Genomic DNA, 19,109 nt, shown 5'->3' on the forward strand with positions numbered 1-19,109 from the left:
ATAATTGCTTAACACTCATATGCTAGATCGACCATATATTCGAGATGTATTAGAACATTTGCAATGTTTAGGCTATGAACTCGATAAAACAAAAGAATTATTAATACGATTTTATCGATCTATTAAACGAACTTGCGGCTTTAATCCTAATGCGAGGGATTTTGCGATGATCGTACATGAGCTAAACGAAGCAGTCCACCGAAAATATGATCCAGCAGATCCTAATCAAATATTCATTGGTCATCTAAGAGGAGTAATTCAGAAGGTTAGAAAACCAGCAGAGTAGGCTTGAATATATAAGGTTGTTGTGAGATAATTATTAAGGGAACATAAGTTCTTCAATTTACTTTTAGGACTGTGATATATGGGAAAAGCAATTGATGCAATTAATGCTGGTTTGACATATCAGAATCTGTATTTTTGGTTGTTTGCTTCTGAGTTGCTCCATAATGATACCAATATTAAGGAAGTATCATACGAGGATGATCGTATTAAATCTCTCGACGATGTTGTAGTTGAATATATTGAACCTATAAGAGGGGATTACAGCATCGATGATGAAATTACTTTGGACTTTTATCAGGTGAAATATCATGTTAAGAATTCGCAACAGATAGAACTATTGGACCTCATTGATCCTTCATTTATTAATGCCTCTACACACTCCTTCTTAAATCGTGTACACGATGCTCTGAAACAAGGTTATACTACAGCACGATTTCATTTAATTACACCATGGAATATAAAAAAAGGCGACCTACTAGAAGTTTTATTGGACAATCATGATAATAAACTACACTTGAATGCGATATTTGACGGAAAACAAAAGAGTAAAATGGCCTTAGCTCGAAAATCTATGATGCAACATTTGAAGTTAGATAATGAGGCGGAACTAAGTACCGTTTTAAGTACTATTCGTATTCAACATAGCAAACCAGGCATTTCCTCGTTAATCAAGGAACAACTCAATACTAAATTAATGCTAGCAGGACTCAAACCTCTTGATTTTAAGGTTCTTGTAAATCCTTATAATGATTTGATAGTAAACTGTGCAAGTAAGGGAAGTAAACGCTTTAATAAAGATTCCCTTCTTAAGCTCTGTCGCACAGAGCGATTGTATACAGGCCAACCGCTATTATACAAAGATGATGTCCCTGTAGGAATTCGCAGTTTTCTTCCGTATACGGAAACTCTGGAGGAAGAAACAAACCATCTATTATGTCTTAGTGAAAATTTTGATGGACGATTACTTAAATCAGATAAAAGTTGGAATGGAGATATTTACGCTAGATTAGTAGAGTTCTCAAAACAAATCTTTTCTCCGGGTAATGCATACCTCATTCAATTCAATACACATCTTTCTATAACATTTGCTGCTGGTTTAATTCTTAATCCAAAATCAGGTGTCAAGGCATTTCCTGTTCAGCGTGGAGATGGTTTGATTGCATGGATCCCGGATATACCTCATGAAATAACATCAGTTTATCCAATGTTCAATGAGGAGTATACAGATAACTCTCCTATTGAAGGTGATACAGTTGTTGCTATCAGTATAACTCGGAATGTTAAATCTCATGTTGAGTGGTACAATGAGGAGAATAAATTAACTCTAAAATCGTCGTATCATTTTTATTTACCTTTAGAGGGGATTAAGGCAATTCAAGATGGTACACATGCCTGGTTATTAGCAGAACAGGTCATTCGGACTTTAGATAGACGTAATCCGAAACAGAGAAAAGGTAAGGTTCATTTTTTCATTGCTGCTCCTGGTGGTTTTGTTTTCTTTCTTGCTCAACAAGCTGCAAATATCCCGGAGATCATTTTATACGAACATAATTTTACTGGGGATGGATCATATTCCCCTTCACTTATACTACCTGTTTAAACACTCGGAGGTGTTATTGTGAATATTCCTACTTACTTTGCTAGATTTCTTAAAGAAATTCGTTTAACTGAAAATCAAGTCAATGATTTAATCAAAGGACATACTACGTTAAGAAAAAGATTAAAAGAAGATGAAGATATGTCTAAAATTATTGTAAGTACATTCCTGCAAGGAAGTTATCGGAGATCTACTGCTGTTCGTCCAAAGGGAGATAGCCGTTCAGATGTAGATGTAATTTTGGTGACTAAATTGAGTATGGAGGAATACAGTAATCCAGAAGATGCTATCAATGTATTAAAACCATTTATGGAAAAACATTACGCAGGAAAATATCAAATTCAAGGTCGTTCTATAGGAATTTCCTTAAGTTATGTAGATTTAGATGTTGTCATAACAGCCGCACCCTCAGAGAGCGAAGAAGGTATTTTGGAGTCAGCTAGCGTTACTGATATGCGTGCACTGGAAGATATTGAAACGTGGTCATTGAAGGGGTCATGGGAAGTTCTGAATGAAACAATAGAAACAAGCTCTATTTTTAAGACTTATTCGAATGCTAATGAACCAGAGTGGAAAACAGTTCCTCTTTGGATTCCAGATAGGGACGCTGAGGAATGGAAACAAACAGATCCCCTGGCACAAATTAAATGGACACAAGAAAAAAATAAATCATGTAACCGGCATTACGTCAACGTAGTTAAGGCTCTAAAGTGGTGGAGAAGAATAAACAATGTGCCAAAACATCCAAAAGGATATCCGCTGGAGCATCTCATTGGTTTATGTTGCCCAGATGGAATACAAAGTGTTGGTCAAGGTGTAACCGAGGTTTTGGAGGCTATAGTGAATAACTATTCAACAAAGCCGGTTATGTCAGATCACGGCGTACCAGAGCATGATGTAATGGGCAGAATTACTGAAGAAGAATACGGAGAGTTTTATGAGCTGGTTAAAAAAGCTGCAGAAATTGCTAGAAAAGCATCAGATGCCACCACTGTTAAAGAAAGTGCCGAAGAATGGAATAAACTCTTTGGTTCGAAATTTCCGACATCTGAAGCTACAACAGCTAATAACCAGAGTAGTTCTCTAGTTTTTTCAAAAAGAGAAAGCCCAATTAGCTCTGATATTGTGGGTGGACGGTTTGGATAATCCTTCAATACCGGAAAGTATATTAATCGGGTGTACCCAATTAGAAACTGTTGAAGGATATCAGCAACTCCAAGACCTTTATTGGTATGGGGATTTTAAGAATTGGATTCTCCAGTTTAGTATAAATGTATCAGGGGTAGATGGACAATCTATTCCCCACACTACGAATTGGTATATGTTAATAGATCCTCTTTATCCGAGAGGATCTATTGGTATATATCCGGACAAAGTCAATAGTATTACTCAAACCTATCAGCATATGAATGAGAATAAAGAAGTAAATGAAATTCCTTGGCGATTAGGTAAGATTTGTACTGATTGGGATAATGGTTTACTTGAATTATTATCAGATACTGAAGAACAGATGGATGCAGATCAGCGTATTTCGTGGCATGTAGAGCGATTAAAAAATTGGTTACTCAATGCCTCAAATCATTCGTTAGCAAGACCAGGAGATTTTTTCGAATTACCACACGTACACTTTAGTACTGAGTTGCAAATCGTTTTTGCTGAAGAGCAAAAGAATATTAGTTATTGGAATGGAATGAGAAACAGATCTGGGTGGGTATCCCTTAAAGAAATATCAGAATATCAAAATATCTTATTCGTGTCTGCGTTTTTGGATAATAAGTCGAATGTAATACATGAATATGAGTGGGGGAAACTTGTTCATGCTGGTGTAGAATCTAAACATCATAATGGGGTATGGCTGCTACTTCCATTTCAGCCTATATTGGAACCTTGGTATTATCCTAAAACAATAAAGGAATTAGAAGCTATTTGCAAGAAACATCATTTTGACTTATGGCGAGAAATATACAGGCACATGTATATCTTTAGAGAACAGGAACAACACAATTACCTATTGCTTGGATTTCAAATTCCTCAATTAGTCGGAGAGCAGAATGTAATTGTTCATTGGATAAGTATAGAAATTGGGAAGTTAGCCAAAAAGGTAAACAAGATTACCGGATTCAGAAGAGCAAATGACTTCTATTTTCAACGAGATCGCATAAATCTGTTACATCCAGATAAGAGCTTAAGGTATGTTCGCACAGAGAACTGGAGTAAAGAATCCGTGCTTAGCCGAGGGAGTATAAATGAGAAAACACATCATGATGGTGTATTTTTAATCGGTGCGGGTGCTCTTGGCTCAGCCATCGGGGAACTACTTTCTCGTATAGGTATTTCTAAAATAATTGTTTGTGACAAAGATATTTTAAAAGTTGGTAATTTATCTCGACATACGCTAGGTATTAATCACTTATCCATGAAAAAGGCTGAGGCATTATCATATAGAATCAATTACAATAATGTACACACTTGGTCTGTAGCCATCAATAGTGCTTTTCCCAATTTAAGCGACGATGAAGTGGAGGTACTGGAGAGTCAAGATATCATTATAGATACTACAGGAAGTGATGCAGTTATTGATCATTTATATTCCTTTGACTGGACGATTCCGAAAAGATTCGTTTCAGTATCACTAGGATTTGGAGCAAAAAGAATGTTTATCTTTTTGTCCAATAAGCATCCCTTTCCTCGCCAGTCTTTCTACAACTTCCTCAAGCCGTGGATTGAATTGGAGCGAGAAGAGAATAAAGACATCATCTTGCCTAGGGATGGTATAGGATGTTATCATCCTCTATTTCCTGCTCGCGCAGATGACATTTGGATGATGGCAGGTCTAGCAATAAAAGAAATCGAGGCATGGTGGCTTAAACCATTTGGTCCCAACATCTTTGCTGTTTATGAACAACAACATATAGATGGATTATCCGCAGGTGTTTTACTAAAGCAACGAGAGGTGTTTTAATGCTTGTTCATAGATACAGAGATATTGAAGGCAATCTTGAGATTGAATTTAGTGACGATGTATTAACATTTATGTTAGCTCAATGTACCTTAAGCGGAGAATTAGAAACAGGTGGTATTCTGGCCGGATACTATGATGATGCGTTGAATAGGGCAGTTATTATAAAGAGCAGCCCTGCCCCTATCGATTCAAAACAAACAAGAACTAGATTTTATAGAGGAGTACAAGGTCTCAAAGATTGGCTTAATACCTTATGGAAGTTAGACAAGGCCTATTATGTGGGGGAATGGCATTTTCATCCTTTTGCATCAAGTAAAATGAGCTTAATTGATTCCAAGCAAATGAACTCAATTTCTAATAATAAGTCAATGAACTGTCCAGAACCCATATTACTTATCATTGGAGGAAACCCTCGAAAAAGGTATTCTGTTTCTATCAGTATTTTTATGAAAAATAAGAAACCGATAGAGCTTAATGAGTACTTACCGGAAATAATCTAGAATAGAAGTTTAAGTTAAGTATCTGAGACGTGACTCGAATAAAGGGCACCCGATGGGTGTCCTTTATTCGAGTTCATTCAAGTATTTATTTAGATAGTTTTCTCTTAGAGCGTTTTAATTAATGTGAGGTGGAGATAATAGAGATAGAGCCCCAGTGAGGTGCTTAGCGATGAATTAAAGATGACGTTTATAAGTTGCATCAATTTACTGAGTTTATATGTAATAACTCGGAAACAACAAAATCAAATAGATTAATACAAAAGGAAATTGTTCACGTTTGCTGAAGATTATATCCAACGAATTTTTGTTTTAAATCAACTGCTAAAAATTCATGAGAAGACTCGTGAAGATCTCGTTAATTATTGTGCAGATAATTATTTTTCATGTACGAAGAGAAACTCTATAAAAATATGATAAATATTGAAATTATTTTCTTGAATTTCTGACAATATATATCCTCATTATTACTTGTTTAAGAATAGGATACTGAGGTTAATGGGGTACATATACTGCAGCCAGAGACGCATAACAAATTAGTTATGCGTCTTTATGTTTTAAGAGGAGGTTAGCTTGATGACAAACACCGTATATAGAACTCATGTAAATCGACTTAAGGATGGAAGAGGGCAAGGCAGAGGGGCAGACTACATTCCTTTTATTCAAGCGAACGATAATAAAGTGGCATCAGAGGGATGGTTAACCCGTACTCCAGGGTGGCATTCAAATCGAATACATCATACACTGTCCAAATATGAGTATCAATACCTGCTTGTACAGGATTGGACAGATCAAGTTATAGATATCAGAGAGCAATATCCCCTTCCAATTGAAGAAACACAACGAATAGCGAAGAAGTTAAATATAATTCATGCGAATCTAAAGGGACAAGATGTAGTTCAGACTTCTGATTTTATGTTAACAGTTCCAAATGGTGAGAATGGAGTAAAGGATGTAGCCAGAACGTTTAAGCCAACTAATAAATTGACCAAAAGGACGCTTGAGTTATTTGAAATTGAAAGGCGTTATTATAAAGAAATCGGCCTTCAGTGGAAAGTTGTATTTGATGTAGGAAGACCTATTAATTTCATAAAAAATATTGACTGGTTGCACGATGCAAAGCGGCCAGATGTACGTCCAGGATTGGATAACGAAATGGTAAATATGATTGCTGAACCTTTATTTGAATTATTGATTAAAAATGATCAACGCTTATCAATAAGCAAGAGTTGTTTAAAGTGCGATCAGAATATTGGTCTAGAACCAGGAACGTCAATGTTTATGGTTAAACATATGCTCGCTAATAAGCGTTGGATAACAGATATGAACGTATTAATACGTGAAAGCGCTCCTTTGGTGATAGAGAAACCTATAAAATAGAGGTGGTGAAAAAATGATTTATCAAAATTCTATTATCTGTTTCCTTGATGTTGGTCTTAATAAAAAACGAACTTTTGAACGTGTATTGTGGATCGCTCCTGATCGATCTCAAGTTGTCCTCATTAACATTGATGATAAAAAGAAAATACCATTTCCTTATTTCCGAGATTATAAAGATTTATTATTTGACCTGGAATGCGGTAATGCCCAAATAGAACCTATCGACCCCGACATGCGTTTGATCGCTCCTGATGAAAAATATCTAAATAAATACTCCAAAAGAAGAGATGAAAAATTCGCGATTATTGAGAATATTGTATGTAAAGAACCCAATATTTACATACCTGAAAAAAGAGGAAAGCTAGTTAGTGAGGTAGCAGATCAATTCAAGAAACAAGTGAATTGGGTCTATAGTTTATTGAAGAAGTACTGGTTCTATGGAAAGAAAGTGAATGGTCTTTTAAATGATTATTTTGACGTTGGGGTTTCAACTAGCCCATTAAAAAGAAATATAAATACAGGCCCGAAACCTGAGAATGGTAAAAGTTTCATTATAACCAAGGAGGACAAAGACAAGTTTAAAAAAGCAATTAAGAAATTCCATACGGACCAAGGAATGAATCTTAGAGCGACGCACAAACATATGTGTGAGGAAGAATACTCTGATGGACATTATAGAAAATATAACGAGTTAATTCCAATAGTTGCTGGCCCTTCATTGAGGCAGTTTATGTATTGGTATAATAAGGAGTTTAATAAAAAGAGAAAAACTGCTGCTAAATTTGGCCCGCGAAAAGCTGAAATGATTGCAAGATCTCATCTTAAATCTGCAAATGGTGACCTCCAAGGACCTGGAGCACTATACGAAACGGATTCAACACCTGCTGATGTTATATTAGTCTCGATCGATCATAGAACTGTTATCGGAAGGCCACATGTTTATTTTGTAAAAGATGCCCTAAACAGATTGATTGCAGGGGTACACGTGTGTAAAACCCCTTCTTGGGAAGAAGAAATGGTAGCACTTGAAAATGCCGCAACTGATAAGGTCGCATATTGCGCACAGTTTGGGATAGCAATAAATGAAGAAGATTGGCCAGCTAAACATTTACCTAGATATATTGTTGGTGACCGAGGAGAAATGAAAAGCAAAAATTCTAACAACCTGGCACTTCTCAATGTACGTATAGGTAATCCTCCTTCCTATCGTGCGGATTTAAAACCCTATATAGAACAGCAATTCAGAAGTTTTTGCATGCGGATGAGAGAGGTCATGCCTGGAGGAGTGGATAAGGAACATAGAGTTAGGGGGGATAAAAATCCCGAAGAGAAGGCTGCGTATACATTTGAAGCATTCACAAAACTAGTTATTTTATTCGTCCTGGAATATAACCGAAAGGCATTAAGTGATGAATTTTTAGTTTCAAAGGAAATGTTCGTTGATAATGTGGAGTTGACTCCTCTATCAATGTGGAATTGGGGGATGGAACATAATCTTCTACAGGAGCAACCACGCAGTTTAATTCGACACGCACTTCTTCCTAAAGAAAAGTGCAAGATTACCCGAAGTGGTGTGATTTTAAAAAAACTGGGATACTTCTGCCAACGTGGTGAAGAAGACGGTTGGTTTGAGGACGAGATGATTGAAGGTAAAAGTGAGATAACCGTTAGTTATGATCCTCGAAATTGCAGCAGTGTATTTATCATGCTCAAAAACGGAAAAGAGGAGCAACTCTTTCTAACTGAAAGGTTTAAGGAGTATGAGGGTCTTCATTTTGAAGATGTAAATTCAATTATGAAATTCAAGAAAAAACAGTTAATGAAGGTGAAGGCAGATAGAAATCAAATTGAAGCAGAGCTAGATACAGTGGCCAAAAACCTGACTCAAGTAGAAGTAGCGAAAATAAAAGAAGCCCAAAAAGGCAAGCCCAGATCAGCTAAATTTAAAAATAAACGGAGTGTTAGGAAGCTTGAGAAGAGAATTGAATCCAGTGCAAATGCTTGGACAGCTACTACCGAATCTCAGAAGTCGCAGGTTATATCTGAAAATGCTAAACATGAGAACCGGGCTCCAATGATTTCTTCTATGGAAGAACCCCAGAAGTTGAATAAGATGCAGATATTTCTTTTAGGAAAAAATCAGGAAAGGAGGTCATCCAATAATGGTGGGTGAACAAGAACGTTATATTTATCTAAAGGGCAGACAAATTAAAGCATCATATCATAAACAGATTGTTGAGGCCTATCAGGGAAATCCATTCATAGAAGCAATACCGCCTAGGCTAAATCAAGATCAATTGTATCAGATGCTGGATTCAGCCCCTCGCTTTTCTGGAGATCTAAATCAGCTGGATCTGGAAGAGCGCTTAGAACTTATTCAACAAATCAAGCCGGGATATTGGAAGCCATTAATAACTCATTTCGAGAGATATCGAAATATATACAACATGATAAAAATTGGATATCAATCTCGAAACCCATTAAGCGCCATTTACCAAAGAGAAATGGCAATAGGTTTAGATGAAATTTTATCCCATGGCACAGATGAAGAGGGTAGAAATTTAGCTGGAAATATTCAAACGGCTCAAATGATGGCGGATATTGGACTTAGTGGCATGGGGAAAACGAAATCTTATGAAAGACTGCTAAGGCTTTTTCCACAAGTTATCCACCATGTGGCGTACGATGGAGAGCCCTTCCCGGTAAAACAAGTTGTTTGGCTTCACATTGAGTGTCCTAGTAATAAATCGGTAGGTGCACTTTGCCGAAATTTTTATTGGGCTGTTGATCAGTTATTAGGAAGCAACTATTATGAAGAATTAGCCGAAAAAGATGGTCGTGCTGAAGTTCTGGCCAAAAGAATGGCAAAGGTTGCCGGAAATATCAGTTTAGGTGGCTTATTCATTGATGAAATACAAAGGATTCACAAAGGGCACTCAGGTGGCGAAGAGAAAATGATCGATTTCATAACTGAACTTACAAATTCACTTGGTATACCAATTGTGCTAATTGGTACGTTTAAAGCTCTTTACTTATTTAAAACCTCTCTTGCTAATACTCGGCGCGGAATTCCAGACGGATACGCGGAGAATATTACGGATCGGATGAAGGATGATCTAGAATGGGATATTTTTTTAGAAGGAATTTGGGAACTACAATACACGAATAAGTTTACACCACTTACTCCGGAGCTAAAGGCGATAATGTATTATCATACACTGGGCATACCCGACTTTGCCGTGAAATTATTCATGCATGTTCAATGCCGGGCAATTTTATATGAAGATAATGAAATTATTACTACTGAATTGATTGAAAAAGTAGCAAACAGAACCTTTCGACTTGTTCAGCCGATCTTCGAACTTATAAGGAGAGGTGTAGACATTGATCCTAGTGAATATGAGGATTTAAAGCCGGATTGGATCACCTTTAAAGAATATCTGAAGGATTCGCAGCATCGCATTACTATAGATGGGCACCTCTCAGAGGAACATAAGCTTATTATGCTGCAGCATAATAGAAAAGTATTAATTGAGCAGCTTGTTACATTTGCGATGAAAATGGGTTGTGCTGAAGAAATTGCATTGTGCTATGCCGAAAAGGTCGAACTCCATAACCGGGAAGCTGGCCATGATATGGAATTATTATATTTAGAGATAGCTAAACTTGTTTTTGAAGGTAAATCTGATAGCCCAAATTATAATACTTCAGAAGTTGTTGGAATTACACGGAAAAGGGGAAGGAATAAGTCCACAAAGCTTGATTTAGACGAATGTGATATTCGTTTTATTGTTTCACAAGGGAGAACAGATAAATTAAGTGTTGATGAGGCACTTCGGAAAGCAGGGTTAGTTGGGGAATATGACGAGTTCTTATAGAGAGTAGATAGGAGGTACTTATGGGAAATATAGTGGCTTTTCCTTCAACGTATCCTGACGAAGATTTTCGGAGCATTGTGCATCGATATTACCTTCGATCTCCATTGACTTTCACGATGAGTAATATTGAATTGTTTGGAGAAAAAGGTGCTAGGAAAAAAGCAAATATAATTCCACTTAACCTTTCTCGAATTACTGATGAATTTGGACTAACTATTGAGTTTGCGCAAAGAATAATCGAAAATCACACCTACCTTCCTTTCTTTAGATCATTTCTAACTGTTGATAAACAAATAAAACTATGGGAGGTTATGTATTCGAAAAATTATGAATTAAGTGATCGATTTATGCTTCAGAGATTGACCCAATCTCTACTCCATAATACCTCTCATTATTGTCCTATTTGCATATACGATGATTTCTCTAAATACGGGATTGTTTACTTGCATCGTACACACCAATTTTCCTTTCTTAAAATGTGCCATATACATGGTAGTGGTTTAATTGACGTGTGTCCTATTTGTAATACATCATTAACTGATGAAAAAGGAAGTCAAATGCTTATTGAGCCAAAATGTCCAAATGGACATGAAATACTAATAGACAATAATAATGGGGTACAAGATAGCTTAGAAAATAAACAGTTACTTTCAGATTTTAATACTTTATTTCAGCTAAAGAGTATCAATCTGGAAATTATATATATAAAATTAATTTCTTATCTTGGAGTCAAAGGCTACATTCACTTTCGGGGAGAACATATATATAAGAAAAAATTACTTACTGATGTGATAAAGTTTTATGATAATTCTTACCTATCTACAATCGGACTTGATTCGATTCATCTTTTAGGTTCAAGAAGTATAATGTGTTTTCTTCAGAAGGATAACCTTAAGGAGAGAATAATTTTATATTTGTTAGTTATAAGGTTCCTTGCAGGTAACTTAGAAGATTTTATATATATAGATCAAAATTATTCTTTACCTGTACCTTTTGGTAATGGACCATGGCTTTGTATCAATGCAATCTGTCCGAAATATAATCAAAGAGCTATCCCTAATGTTAAACGCACAGCTCATGCTTGGATCACTGGTCGATTTATCTGTCCTTATTGTGGAATGATCTATACTAGAGGGGGACTTCCGCACCCGGAAGATGAAAAGCAATATACGATAGAAACAATGGGAGCATTATTTATGAATCGTGCAATCCAACTTTTTGAAGAAGGCTTGATAATGGATAAAATTGCAGCGCAACTTTTAACGAATCGAAGGACTTTAAGGAAATATCTAAAACCGTATAGAAATTTAAAACGTGATAGGTCATATCAAGACAAGCTTGAACAAGCAGCGATTTTGAAAATGGGTTATCACGAAACTGCTGCAAGTACATCGCTTAAAATAGAGGAGTATCGGAATACGGTGAAGGATGCCATAGAGGTTTCAGGTCCTGCTGCTTCGCGTTTGCAAATTCGTAAGTACAGTACTCGCCGTTATGACTGGCTTATGAAGAATGATCGGGAATGGATAGATGGGATTTTGCCCCCAAAACAAGGTAACCAGAAGTTTAATTTAGACACGGTAGATGAGGAAATGTTCCAAATTATCAATAAAGCTATTAAGCAGGTAAAAGCATACCCATCAACAAATCAATTTACTAAAGAGTGTTTTTTACGTGCTATACCTAAAACACTGAAAATTCGATATTACCACTTTCGTAAATATTTGCATCGCACAACAGAGCTAATGGAATCCAATGTAGAAACAATAGATGAATGCGCAATTAGAATATTTCCATATATATTAGAGAAGTTTATGGGTTCGAGTTATAGGAGATTAACAAAAAAACGACTACAGCATCTTAGTCATGTTTATAAAAAATGTTCTCCGAAAGCATTAGAGTGGGCAGAAAATGAGGCACTTAAATACTACAAATAATTATTAGAGAGAATGGGGTTATCGATGATTTATTTTCCACCTCCACTACCTGACGAACTATTGTACAGTGTTTTAGCCCGTTATCATGCTAGGTCTGGTAATGAAAGCACAAAAAAAACGATGATGGATATATTTAATAAGCAAACTGTGTGTGCAGTAACAGATCTTCCGAGCCACCTCATGCAGTTATATTCGCTGATCCCTGGTAAAGCAATTTCAGTAGACAAATTGTTAGATAAGCTTACCTTGCTGCCTTATTTTAAACCATTTATCTCTATAGAGCGCTACAACTGGGTTTATGAAGAAATGCTTTATGGAGATGGGCAGTCAATAAATATGAAAATGGGATTCCCAGCAAGTGGTGTCTGCAAACCAGCATATCTGCGATACTGTCCAGCATGTATAGGATCTGATCGCGAAAAATATGGCATAGCGTATTGGCATCGAGTTCATCAATTGACTGGTGTCTCAGTTTGTCCATTACATAATGCCACCCTTAGCGACTCTTCTATTTTGTTCTCTCAGCGAAAGAATAAGCATGAGTTTGTTATGCTCGAGTCTGTCTTAAGAGATGAACAAAATTTGGTTTCCTTCCGTGGTGAAGATAAAGAATTTTTGATTGCTACACGCTCAGCGCAAATATTGAAGATGAATAGCCAGCCTTTAATTCAAGAAGGAATAAGAAATATATATTTGCGGAGATTAGCTCAACGGGGGATGCTCACAGCAAAGGGAAATATCAGATTTAAGGAATTACTTCCTGACTTCATTACTTTTTATGGTATGGCATATCTAGACAAACTTGGTTGCTCTATAGATGAAGATAGTCAATTTACTTGGTTACATAAAATGCTTCGAAAACCGCGTCATCTTACACATCCTCTAAGACATATTCTGCTGCAAATATTTTTAGAGATAGAAATGAAGGACATTATAGAAGGAGGGAGCACTACTATTCTATCTCCATTTGGAGATGGGCCATGGCCTTGTTTAAATAAGGCAGCTACTCATTTTCGAGAAAAGATAATCGCTGACGTTGTTGTATCGAGATGTTCTGATACCGGAAAGCCGGTGGGGACGTTTAGTTGCGGTTGCGGATTTGTTTATTCAAGGCGTGGACCAGATAGCGATAAAAATGATGAATTCCGCATTGGGCGTATTAAACAGTTTGGCTCTGTCTGGGTCAATAAGCTAGAGGAGCTGAATAATGGGACTCTTGGATTATGTGAGAAGGCTAGAAGACTTGGTGTTGATCCTAGAACAATAAAAAACCAAAATGAGAAACTAAAGCTGGGGCGTACAGTAGTCTACGACGAACTGAAGATACTTATTAAACCTGTAGAGCGGAAAGCGAAAGAACACACGAAAAGGAGAACAAACAAAAAATACATAAGGGTGGATTGGACATTACGTGATACAGAATTTGTACAAGAGATTGATCGGGTAGCTAATAAGATCAGAGAATCCAGTGATAGATCTTTATCAAGAAATGAGGTGGGAAGACTCCTTCATCGCTCAACAATGTTACGTACAAAGTTGGAGAAGTTGCCATGTACCTCAGAACGGTTACATAGTTTAACGAAGAAAAGAAATGAATAAGTATGGTGAATAATTAAATCAATACTTTGAGTAAAGGAAATCATTGAGGAGTTAGTAACATTATTTTGCAAATAATGCATATCTATCTGGTTAACAAATTCTACTTGATTTGGGGCAAAAGAGGACCAAAGCTTGCTTTAAATATTTTATTAAAGCTGGTTTATAACGATTTAGTGAAAAGGTAGTTGGGATATATAATGAGTTTCTTGAACTCGTTAACCATTTTGGCTATCGTTTCAAGATATAATTATAAAGAAACGTATTACTTCACAACTATAATGTCATTAATAATTTTAACCCATTGTCACTTCATAACTTTAATGTAGTTTATAAATTTAAAGAAACAAGAAAAAACCTTGATATACAAGGTTTTTTCACTTCACAACATTAATGTATCTGAACATTGTCAAAAGAAAATAAAGTATTAGACTGACGATGCTTCATTAAGCTAACTGGCAGGAAAGTTTAAATATTCAATATACGGTATTATTTTAATTATATCGATAGTAGTACTTTTTATATGCATCGGATACATTCAGTTCCAAAGGATGGTTCAAAACAGTCAAACAAAATCATGAAGGTATAAGCCGCTGTAATGCGGCTTATACCTTATTTTGATGGAATTCACGATCAAGCTTAATTTTGGCCCTCGGGTACATCATAAGATAATCGATTTACGGGTCGGATTAACAACTTTATCAAGGTGATTTTCCATTACAAGAGGGAGGGATATTGTATCGGTCATAGGCCGGTGGAATAGTCGAAGAGGTAGGCCAGAAGTTTCAAAAGTGAAACAGGGGTTATCCCTTTCAATATTGTATCTGACTTCATACGAGCTAATATTTAACTACTGGCTACTCAGAAAATTGCAAGTTAATATTTCCGTTATTTGTATAAGCAGATAATTTTTTTGAACCATTCTCTTTATTGGCAGGCAAATTGCTATCTCCTTTCTTTACCTTGCTTAAGATCGCGAAATCATCATATGACCCTAGAATTGAACCGCTAATATTTCCGTTTTTTGTTTCAAGGGTTATAGCCGCCCCTGCATTCAATTTGTCCAATTGGATATTTCCGTTATTTATGTTTACTTCCACTGTCCCCAAAAACGCGATTGTTGGTAATACAATACTTTCATTTGATGTTTTTAAAGTCAAATTTTTTAAAGTTGCGTCAGGTATCCATACCTGAATAGTTCTGGTTACTTGCGAGCCTTTTCCTCCGATATAGTCGTTCCATTCCTTATTACTGTCACTTACCATTGATAGTTCTTTATCATCAGATAGATCAATCTTGTAAAAATCTTTCTCACTTTCATAGTAAACAATATGAATTTGTTCATCTTTAGATTGGAGGATAGTTATTTTTTTGTCCTTTACATCAATTGTTAAGGTATCAATCTTTTGGGCAGGGATGATGTAATTTTTTTCCTCCATGGAAGTGGAGTGGGAGGAGCATCCTGCCAATGATATCAATAGTGTCACCAATATGCCTATAGTAGTTAGTAATTTTTTTGCAGTACTTTTCATTATAAAATGCTCCTTTGTTAAATCATTTTTCTTTTTAATATAGCCAGTCCTACGAATACCAATCCTAAGCTGCTCTGCAAAAAAAATTGCGATATGCAACTAAGCATTAGAGTTGAACATAATGATCTTGAAAAAGTCTACCCAAATATGTTGCAAGAGTTGGATCGGATCATTTTTGTATTTCGTTGCGTTTATCAGTCGCATATGTTTTAATCATCATAAACTTTTGTGTTACAAAAAGGTCAAGAGGGTAGATATGAACAACTATTTTACAATTAAGCAAGCAGCAGAAATCGTAGAGATGACCAGTGAGACCTTGCGGCACTATGATCGTATTGGATTAGTCAAGCCATGCCATAAAGATGAATTGTCGGGATATCGATACTATTCCGAGCAGGAGCTCGTAAAGCTGCAAACCATTGAACTGCTCAAAGCAATGGATCTTACTTTAATGGATATTAAAGATATATTGCAGCAGAATGATCTCACTAAAGTAATTGATTTTCTAAAACAGGCAGAAAAAAGAGCAGACGATAAAATTGCTCGTCTGCAGTATGCAAAATCGAAAATTAAACGTGCCTATCTACATTATGAAAATAAGTTCCACAACGATTATAGTCAAAGTGAAAATTACTTTGTCAGACACATAGAGGAAAGGGTAATTATGTTTTCGAATAAAATGGAAAGCCCCACACTTAAGAATTTATGGGACTATCACAGACATTTCTATCAACAAATTGAGACTTCTCTGCATTCACAATTTCTGTTTGAAGATATGGCGGGAATGTTTACGACTGAAGGAATAACACGGTTATTTGCTGTTTGCTTGAAATATCCGTCTTTAGAGGGGTTAACTGTGCTACCAGAAGGGGACTATCTGTGTGCAAACTGTACCGAAGAGAATAAGAATGCTGTATTACAAAATTTACTTGAAAGGGCAAAGACGGAATACGATGTGTGTCCAGATTTTGTTCTTCATAACATTATTGTGACTGGAATATTGCAGTGGGATTATCAGATACAACTGTTCATTAAGAAAAGCACATGTTAGATTAAAAGTCGCTAATTTAGCGGCTTTTTTTTGATTAAGCAATCACGTTTCTTGCCCCAGGCTGAGGACAAGAACGTTATACTTCGCCGATTAGCTAAATATTTAACTATTGTTCAATGTTATCTATTTAGCTAACTGGCAGATTAACACTATATGCCTCTTAGGATTTGTATGCTTAAGTGAAAAAAGTATTATCATGAATTCTCTAATGTGAATAAATACAAATTCCACTTCAGTTAATCCATTTTCTATACATATTTTTAATAGTATATTGAGGTAAATAAAGTGATTATTCACTTTGATAAATCCGAAATTTCTTTGTTGGTATTATTTTATGGCTTCGTAAGGATTGCAAAACCATCGAAATATGGGAGTTTAAAACAGATGCTGTGCCGTAGTTAGTTTTATGAAAGGAAGGTATAGGGGTGAGTATTTATTACGCTTCAAGCAAAGAGGATATCACTAAGGATGCACTCCAAGAGTTATTTCTTTCGGTAGAATGGGAGTCTGGCAAGTATCCAAACGAGCTTTTACAAGCAATCGGAGGGTCTCATTCAATTGTTACCGCTTGGGAAGGAGGAAAGCTTGTCGGTTTAATAAATGCTTTGTCAGATGGTGTTTTAACGGTATATTTTCATTATATGCTTATTAATCCGAGTTATCAGAGTATAGGTATAGGAAAGGAAATGATGAATATAATGCTTGATAGATATAAAGGGTGTAAAACCAAAGTATTAATTTCTTATCCGCATGCAGTGGATTTCTATAATAAATTTGGCTTTAATACAGAGGATGGAGCTACACCAATGTTTATCTCAGAGTTGATATGATTAAACTAACGGGTCACGATAATTGAACAATAACAGCGGCAGTCTAATACTTATTTTTTATGAATCTGACGATTTCAGCCACGTGGGTAAAAGAGTCCTCCATGCGTCCGATTATCACTCGCTTGATACCGTTCGTATTCCCTCTGATATCTATGGTACAAAATTTGAGTTATCACTCAAGCCTTGTTCAAGCTGCTGTGTGTCAGTTTCAATGTCCGGCTGCGGTGGTCGTAATGCATCTCTATCCCCAGTGATCTGCTTAGCGGGCCTAACGGAACCATCAATTTTCCATTCCTCAACTGCGGCTGAGTCCCGATAAGAGGGACCTTTCTGGAATTCACAGTCAACTCCATCAGCGGCTCAGTATGCTTCAGCTGTTCTATGGATAAAGCCGCGGTGAGGGTTTCGTCCCCTTCGTTAATCCGCGGTGCGTTCAGATTCGTTCTGGAGCTTAAGCCCTCCCGGGTATTGAATTTCAATTTGATTCCGAGTGAATCGCTTGCATCCAGCAGCTTTTCATTATAGGAACCGTAGGGAAAAGCAATAGCTGAATCCGTATTGCCTAGCTCTTCCTTTAGCCTGCGTTCCGCCAGAGCCAGGTCCCCGGTTACCCTTCTGTAGTATTCTTCATTCAGCTCATTGCGGTTCTCATCATCAATGTACAGCAAGGCACTCGCCGACGGACGGGTACCTCCTTCTGCATCGACAACGCCATAATAATGCAGATTGTACGTATGATTATAGAAGCCCATTCCGGCACGTTTCATCTCCCTCATCTGCTCCCAGGTCAGTTTTGGTACCTTCCGCCCATCCGGGTTATCAACATCAGAAACAATGATGAAGTTAATTGCGGTGTAACCATGCTTTTGCAGAATAGGAAACGCCAGCTTATAAAAGCTCTCATAACCATCATCAAAAGTCAGCAGAACTGCATTATCGGGAACCGGAGCATTCTCCAGCATAAACTGCCGGTATTGCTCCATCGTAATGACCTGAAAGCCCTCCTGCTTCAGCAGCCGCATTTGTTCATCAAACTGTTCTGCGGATAATACACCGGGATAAAGCGATAACGATTCTTCTGTGAGATGATGGTACATGAGTACCGCCACCTGATCTTTGTAGTAAATGCCCTCGGGAAGTGGAGTCTGCTTCTCCCAGCCGATACGGGCATTAAGAACCTGCTCAGCTACGTCTTTAGCAAGCATAAATTCATGATCCGGATTCAGAACATAGGCATCTGTTGTGATCTTGTATCCGTCAACACTGGTGATTTCCAGCTTAGACATAGTTTTATACGTAAGAAGAGCAGACAAGCAGACCATTAGCGATAAAATTACGAGGATATAATATTTTTTTAGTTTTAGTTTGTTTAGTTTCAATGTTTAAGTCTCCCTACATCCTGATTGCATTAATATATATATAACGCTTCAGACACCCAAAAATGTGACAGGGATTCTTGGACAGTTTTTCAGCCGATCAGAGTTGCCCTTTTTATAGAAGTAAAGGGCAGGATAACTCAGTAATTTCGCGAATATTCAAAAGATGGAATTATCACAAAGTTCCC

The 19,109-nt window shown here is 36.7% G+C and carries 14 protein-coding genes; 12 read left to right on the top strand and 2 right to left on the bottom strand.

What is annotated here, in order from left to right:
• The first annotated feature begins 4 nt into the window (after nucleotides 1-4).
• From NST45_RS00075 to NST45_RS00120, 10 genes are all read left to right on the top strand, one after another.
• Complete coding sequence (locus NST45_RS00075) at nucleotides 5-286, top strand: hypothetical protein (RefSeq protein ID WP_036681325.1); 282 nt, start codon at nucleotides 5-7, stop codon at nucleotides 284-286.
• 78 nt (nucleotides 287-364) lie between these two features.
• A complete protein-coding gene (locus NST45_RS00080) occupies nucleotides 365-1,885 on the top strand; it encodes an SAVED domain-containing protein (RefSeq protein ID WP_036681329.1) in 1,521 nt (506 codons plus the stop codon).
• An 18-nt stretch (nucleotides 1,886-1,903) separates the two neighbouring features.
• Nucleotides 1,904-3,028, top strand: a complete 1,125-nt coding sequence (locus NST45_RS00085; RefSeq protein ID WP_036681332.1) for a hypothetical protein — start codon at nucleotides 1,904-1,906, stop codon at nucleotides 3,026-3,028.
• Nucleotides 3,021-4,844, top strand: coding sequence for a ThiF family adenylyltransferase (locus NST45_RS00090; protein ID WP_036681335.1), 1,824 nt, complete (start codon nucleotides 3,021-3,023; stop codon nucleotides 4,842-4,844). The genes NST45_RS00085 and NST45_RS00090 overlap by 8 nt, the downstream gene beginning before the upstream one ends.
• The gene (locus NST45_RS00095) at nucleotides 4,844-5,344 is read left to right on the top strand and encodes a Mov34/MPN/PAD-1 family protein (RefSeq protein WP_051491186.1); all 501 of its coding nucleotides are present in this window, start codon (nucleotides 4,844-4,846) and stop codon (nucleotides 5,342-5,344) included. The genes NST45_RS00090 and NST45_RS00095 overlap by 1 nt, the downstream gene beginning before the upstream one ends.
• 573 nt (nucleotides 5,345-5,917) lie before the next feature.
• A complete protein-coding gene (locus NST45_RS00100) occupies nucleotides 5,918-6,721 on the top strand; it encodes a heteromeric transposase endonuclease subunit TnsA (protein ID WP_036681337.1) in 804 nt (267 codons plus the stop codon).
• Between the two features lie 13 nt (nucleotides 6,722-6,734).
• Nucleotides 6,735-8,894 (top strand): Mu transposase C-terminal domain-containing protein, encoded by a 2,160-nt coding sequence (locus tag NST45_RS00105; protein WP_036681340.1) that lies wholly within the window; start codon nucleotides 6,735-6,737, stop codon nucleotides 8,892-8,894.
• On the top strand, nucleotides 8,884-10,599 hold the full coding sequence (locus NST45_RS00110) for an AAA family ATPase (RefSeq protein ID WP_036681342.1): 1,716 nt from the start codon (nucleotides 8,884-8,886) through the stop codon (nucleotides 10,597-10,599). Before NST45_RS00105 ends, NST45_RS00110 begins: the two co-directional genes overlap by 11 nt.
• 20 nt (nucleotides 10,600-10,619) lie before the next feature.
• Entirely contained in the window at nucleotides 10,620-12,536 is a 1,917-nt protein-coding gene (locus NST45_RS00115; RefSeq protein WP_036681344.1) for a TnsD family Tn7-like transposition protein, read from the top strand.
• Nucleotides 12,537-12,560: 24 nt separating this feature from the next.
• Entirely contained in the window at nucleotides 12,561-14,135 is a 1,575-nt protein-coding gene (locus NST45_RS00120) for a TnsD family Tn7-like transposition protein (RefSeq protein WP_051491187.1), read from the top strand.
• Nucleotides 14,136-14,989: 854 nt separating this feature from the next.
• Here NST45_RS00120 and NST45_RS00125 read toward each other — a convergent pair.
• On the bottom strand, nucleotides 14,990-15,664 hold the full coding sequence (locus NST45_RS00125; protein WP_036681346.1) for a DUF4097 family beta strand repeat-containing protein: 675 nt from the start codon (nucleotides 15,662-15,664) through the stop codon (nucleotides 14,990-14,992).
• A gap of 256 nt (nucleotides 15,665-15,920) precedes the next feature.
• On the opposite strand from NST45_RS00125, the gene NST45_RS00130 reads away from it, so the two are divergent.
• Together NST45_RS00130 and NST45_RS00135 are read left to right on the top strand one after the other, a co-directional pair.
• Complete coding sequence (locus NST45_RS00130; RefSeq protein ID WP_051491188.1) at nucleotides 15,921-16,715, top strand: MerR family transcriptional regulator; 795 nt, start codon at nucleotides 15,921-15,923, stop codon at nucleotides 16,713-16,715.
• A 425-nt stretch (nucleotides 16,716-17,140) separates the two neighbouring features.
• Nucleotides 17,141-17,545 (top strand): GNAT family N-acetyltransferase, encoded by a 405-nt coding sequence (locus NST45_RS00135; protein WP_038573410.1) that lies wholly within the window; start codon nucleotides 17,141-17,143, stop codon nucleotides 17,543-17,545.
• 176 nt (nucleotides 17,546-17,721) lie between these two features.
• On the opposite strand, the gene NST45_RS00140 is transcribed toward NST45_RS00135, so the two are convergent.
• Entirely contained in the window at nucleotides 17,722-18,924 is a 1,203-nt protein-coding gene (locus NST45_RS00140; RefSeq protein WP_076225267.1) for a polysaccharide deacetylase family protein, read from the bottom strand.
• Nucleotides 18,925-19,109 lie beyond the last annotated feature (185 nt).

The organism is Paenibacillus sp. FSL R7-0163, from assembly GCF_037969975.1.
GTDB classification, from domain to species: Bacteria; Bacillota; Bacilli; order Paenibacillales; family Paenibacillaceae; genus Paenibacillus_AQ; species Paenibacillus_AQ odorifer.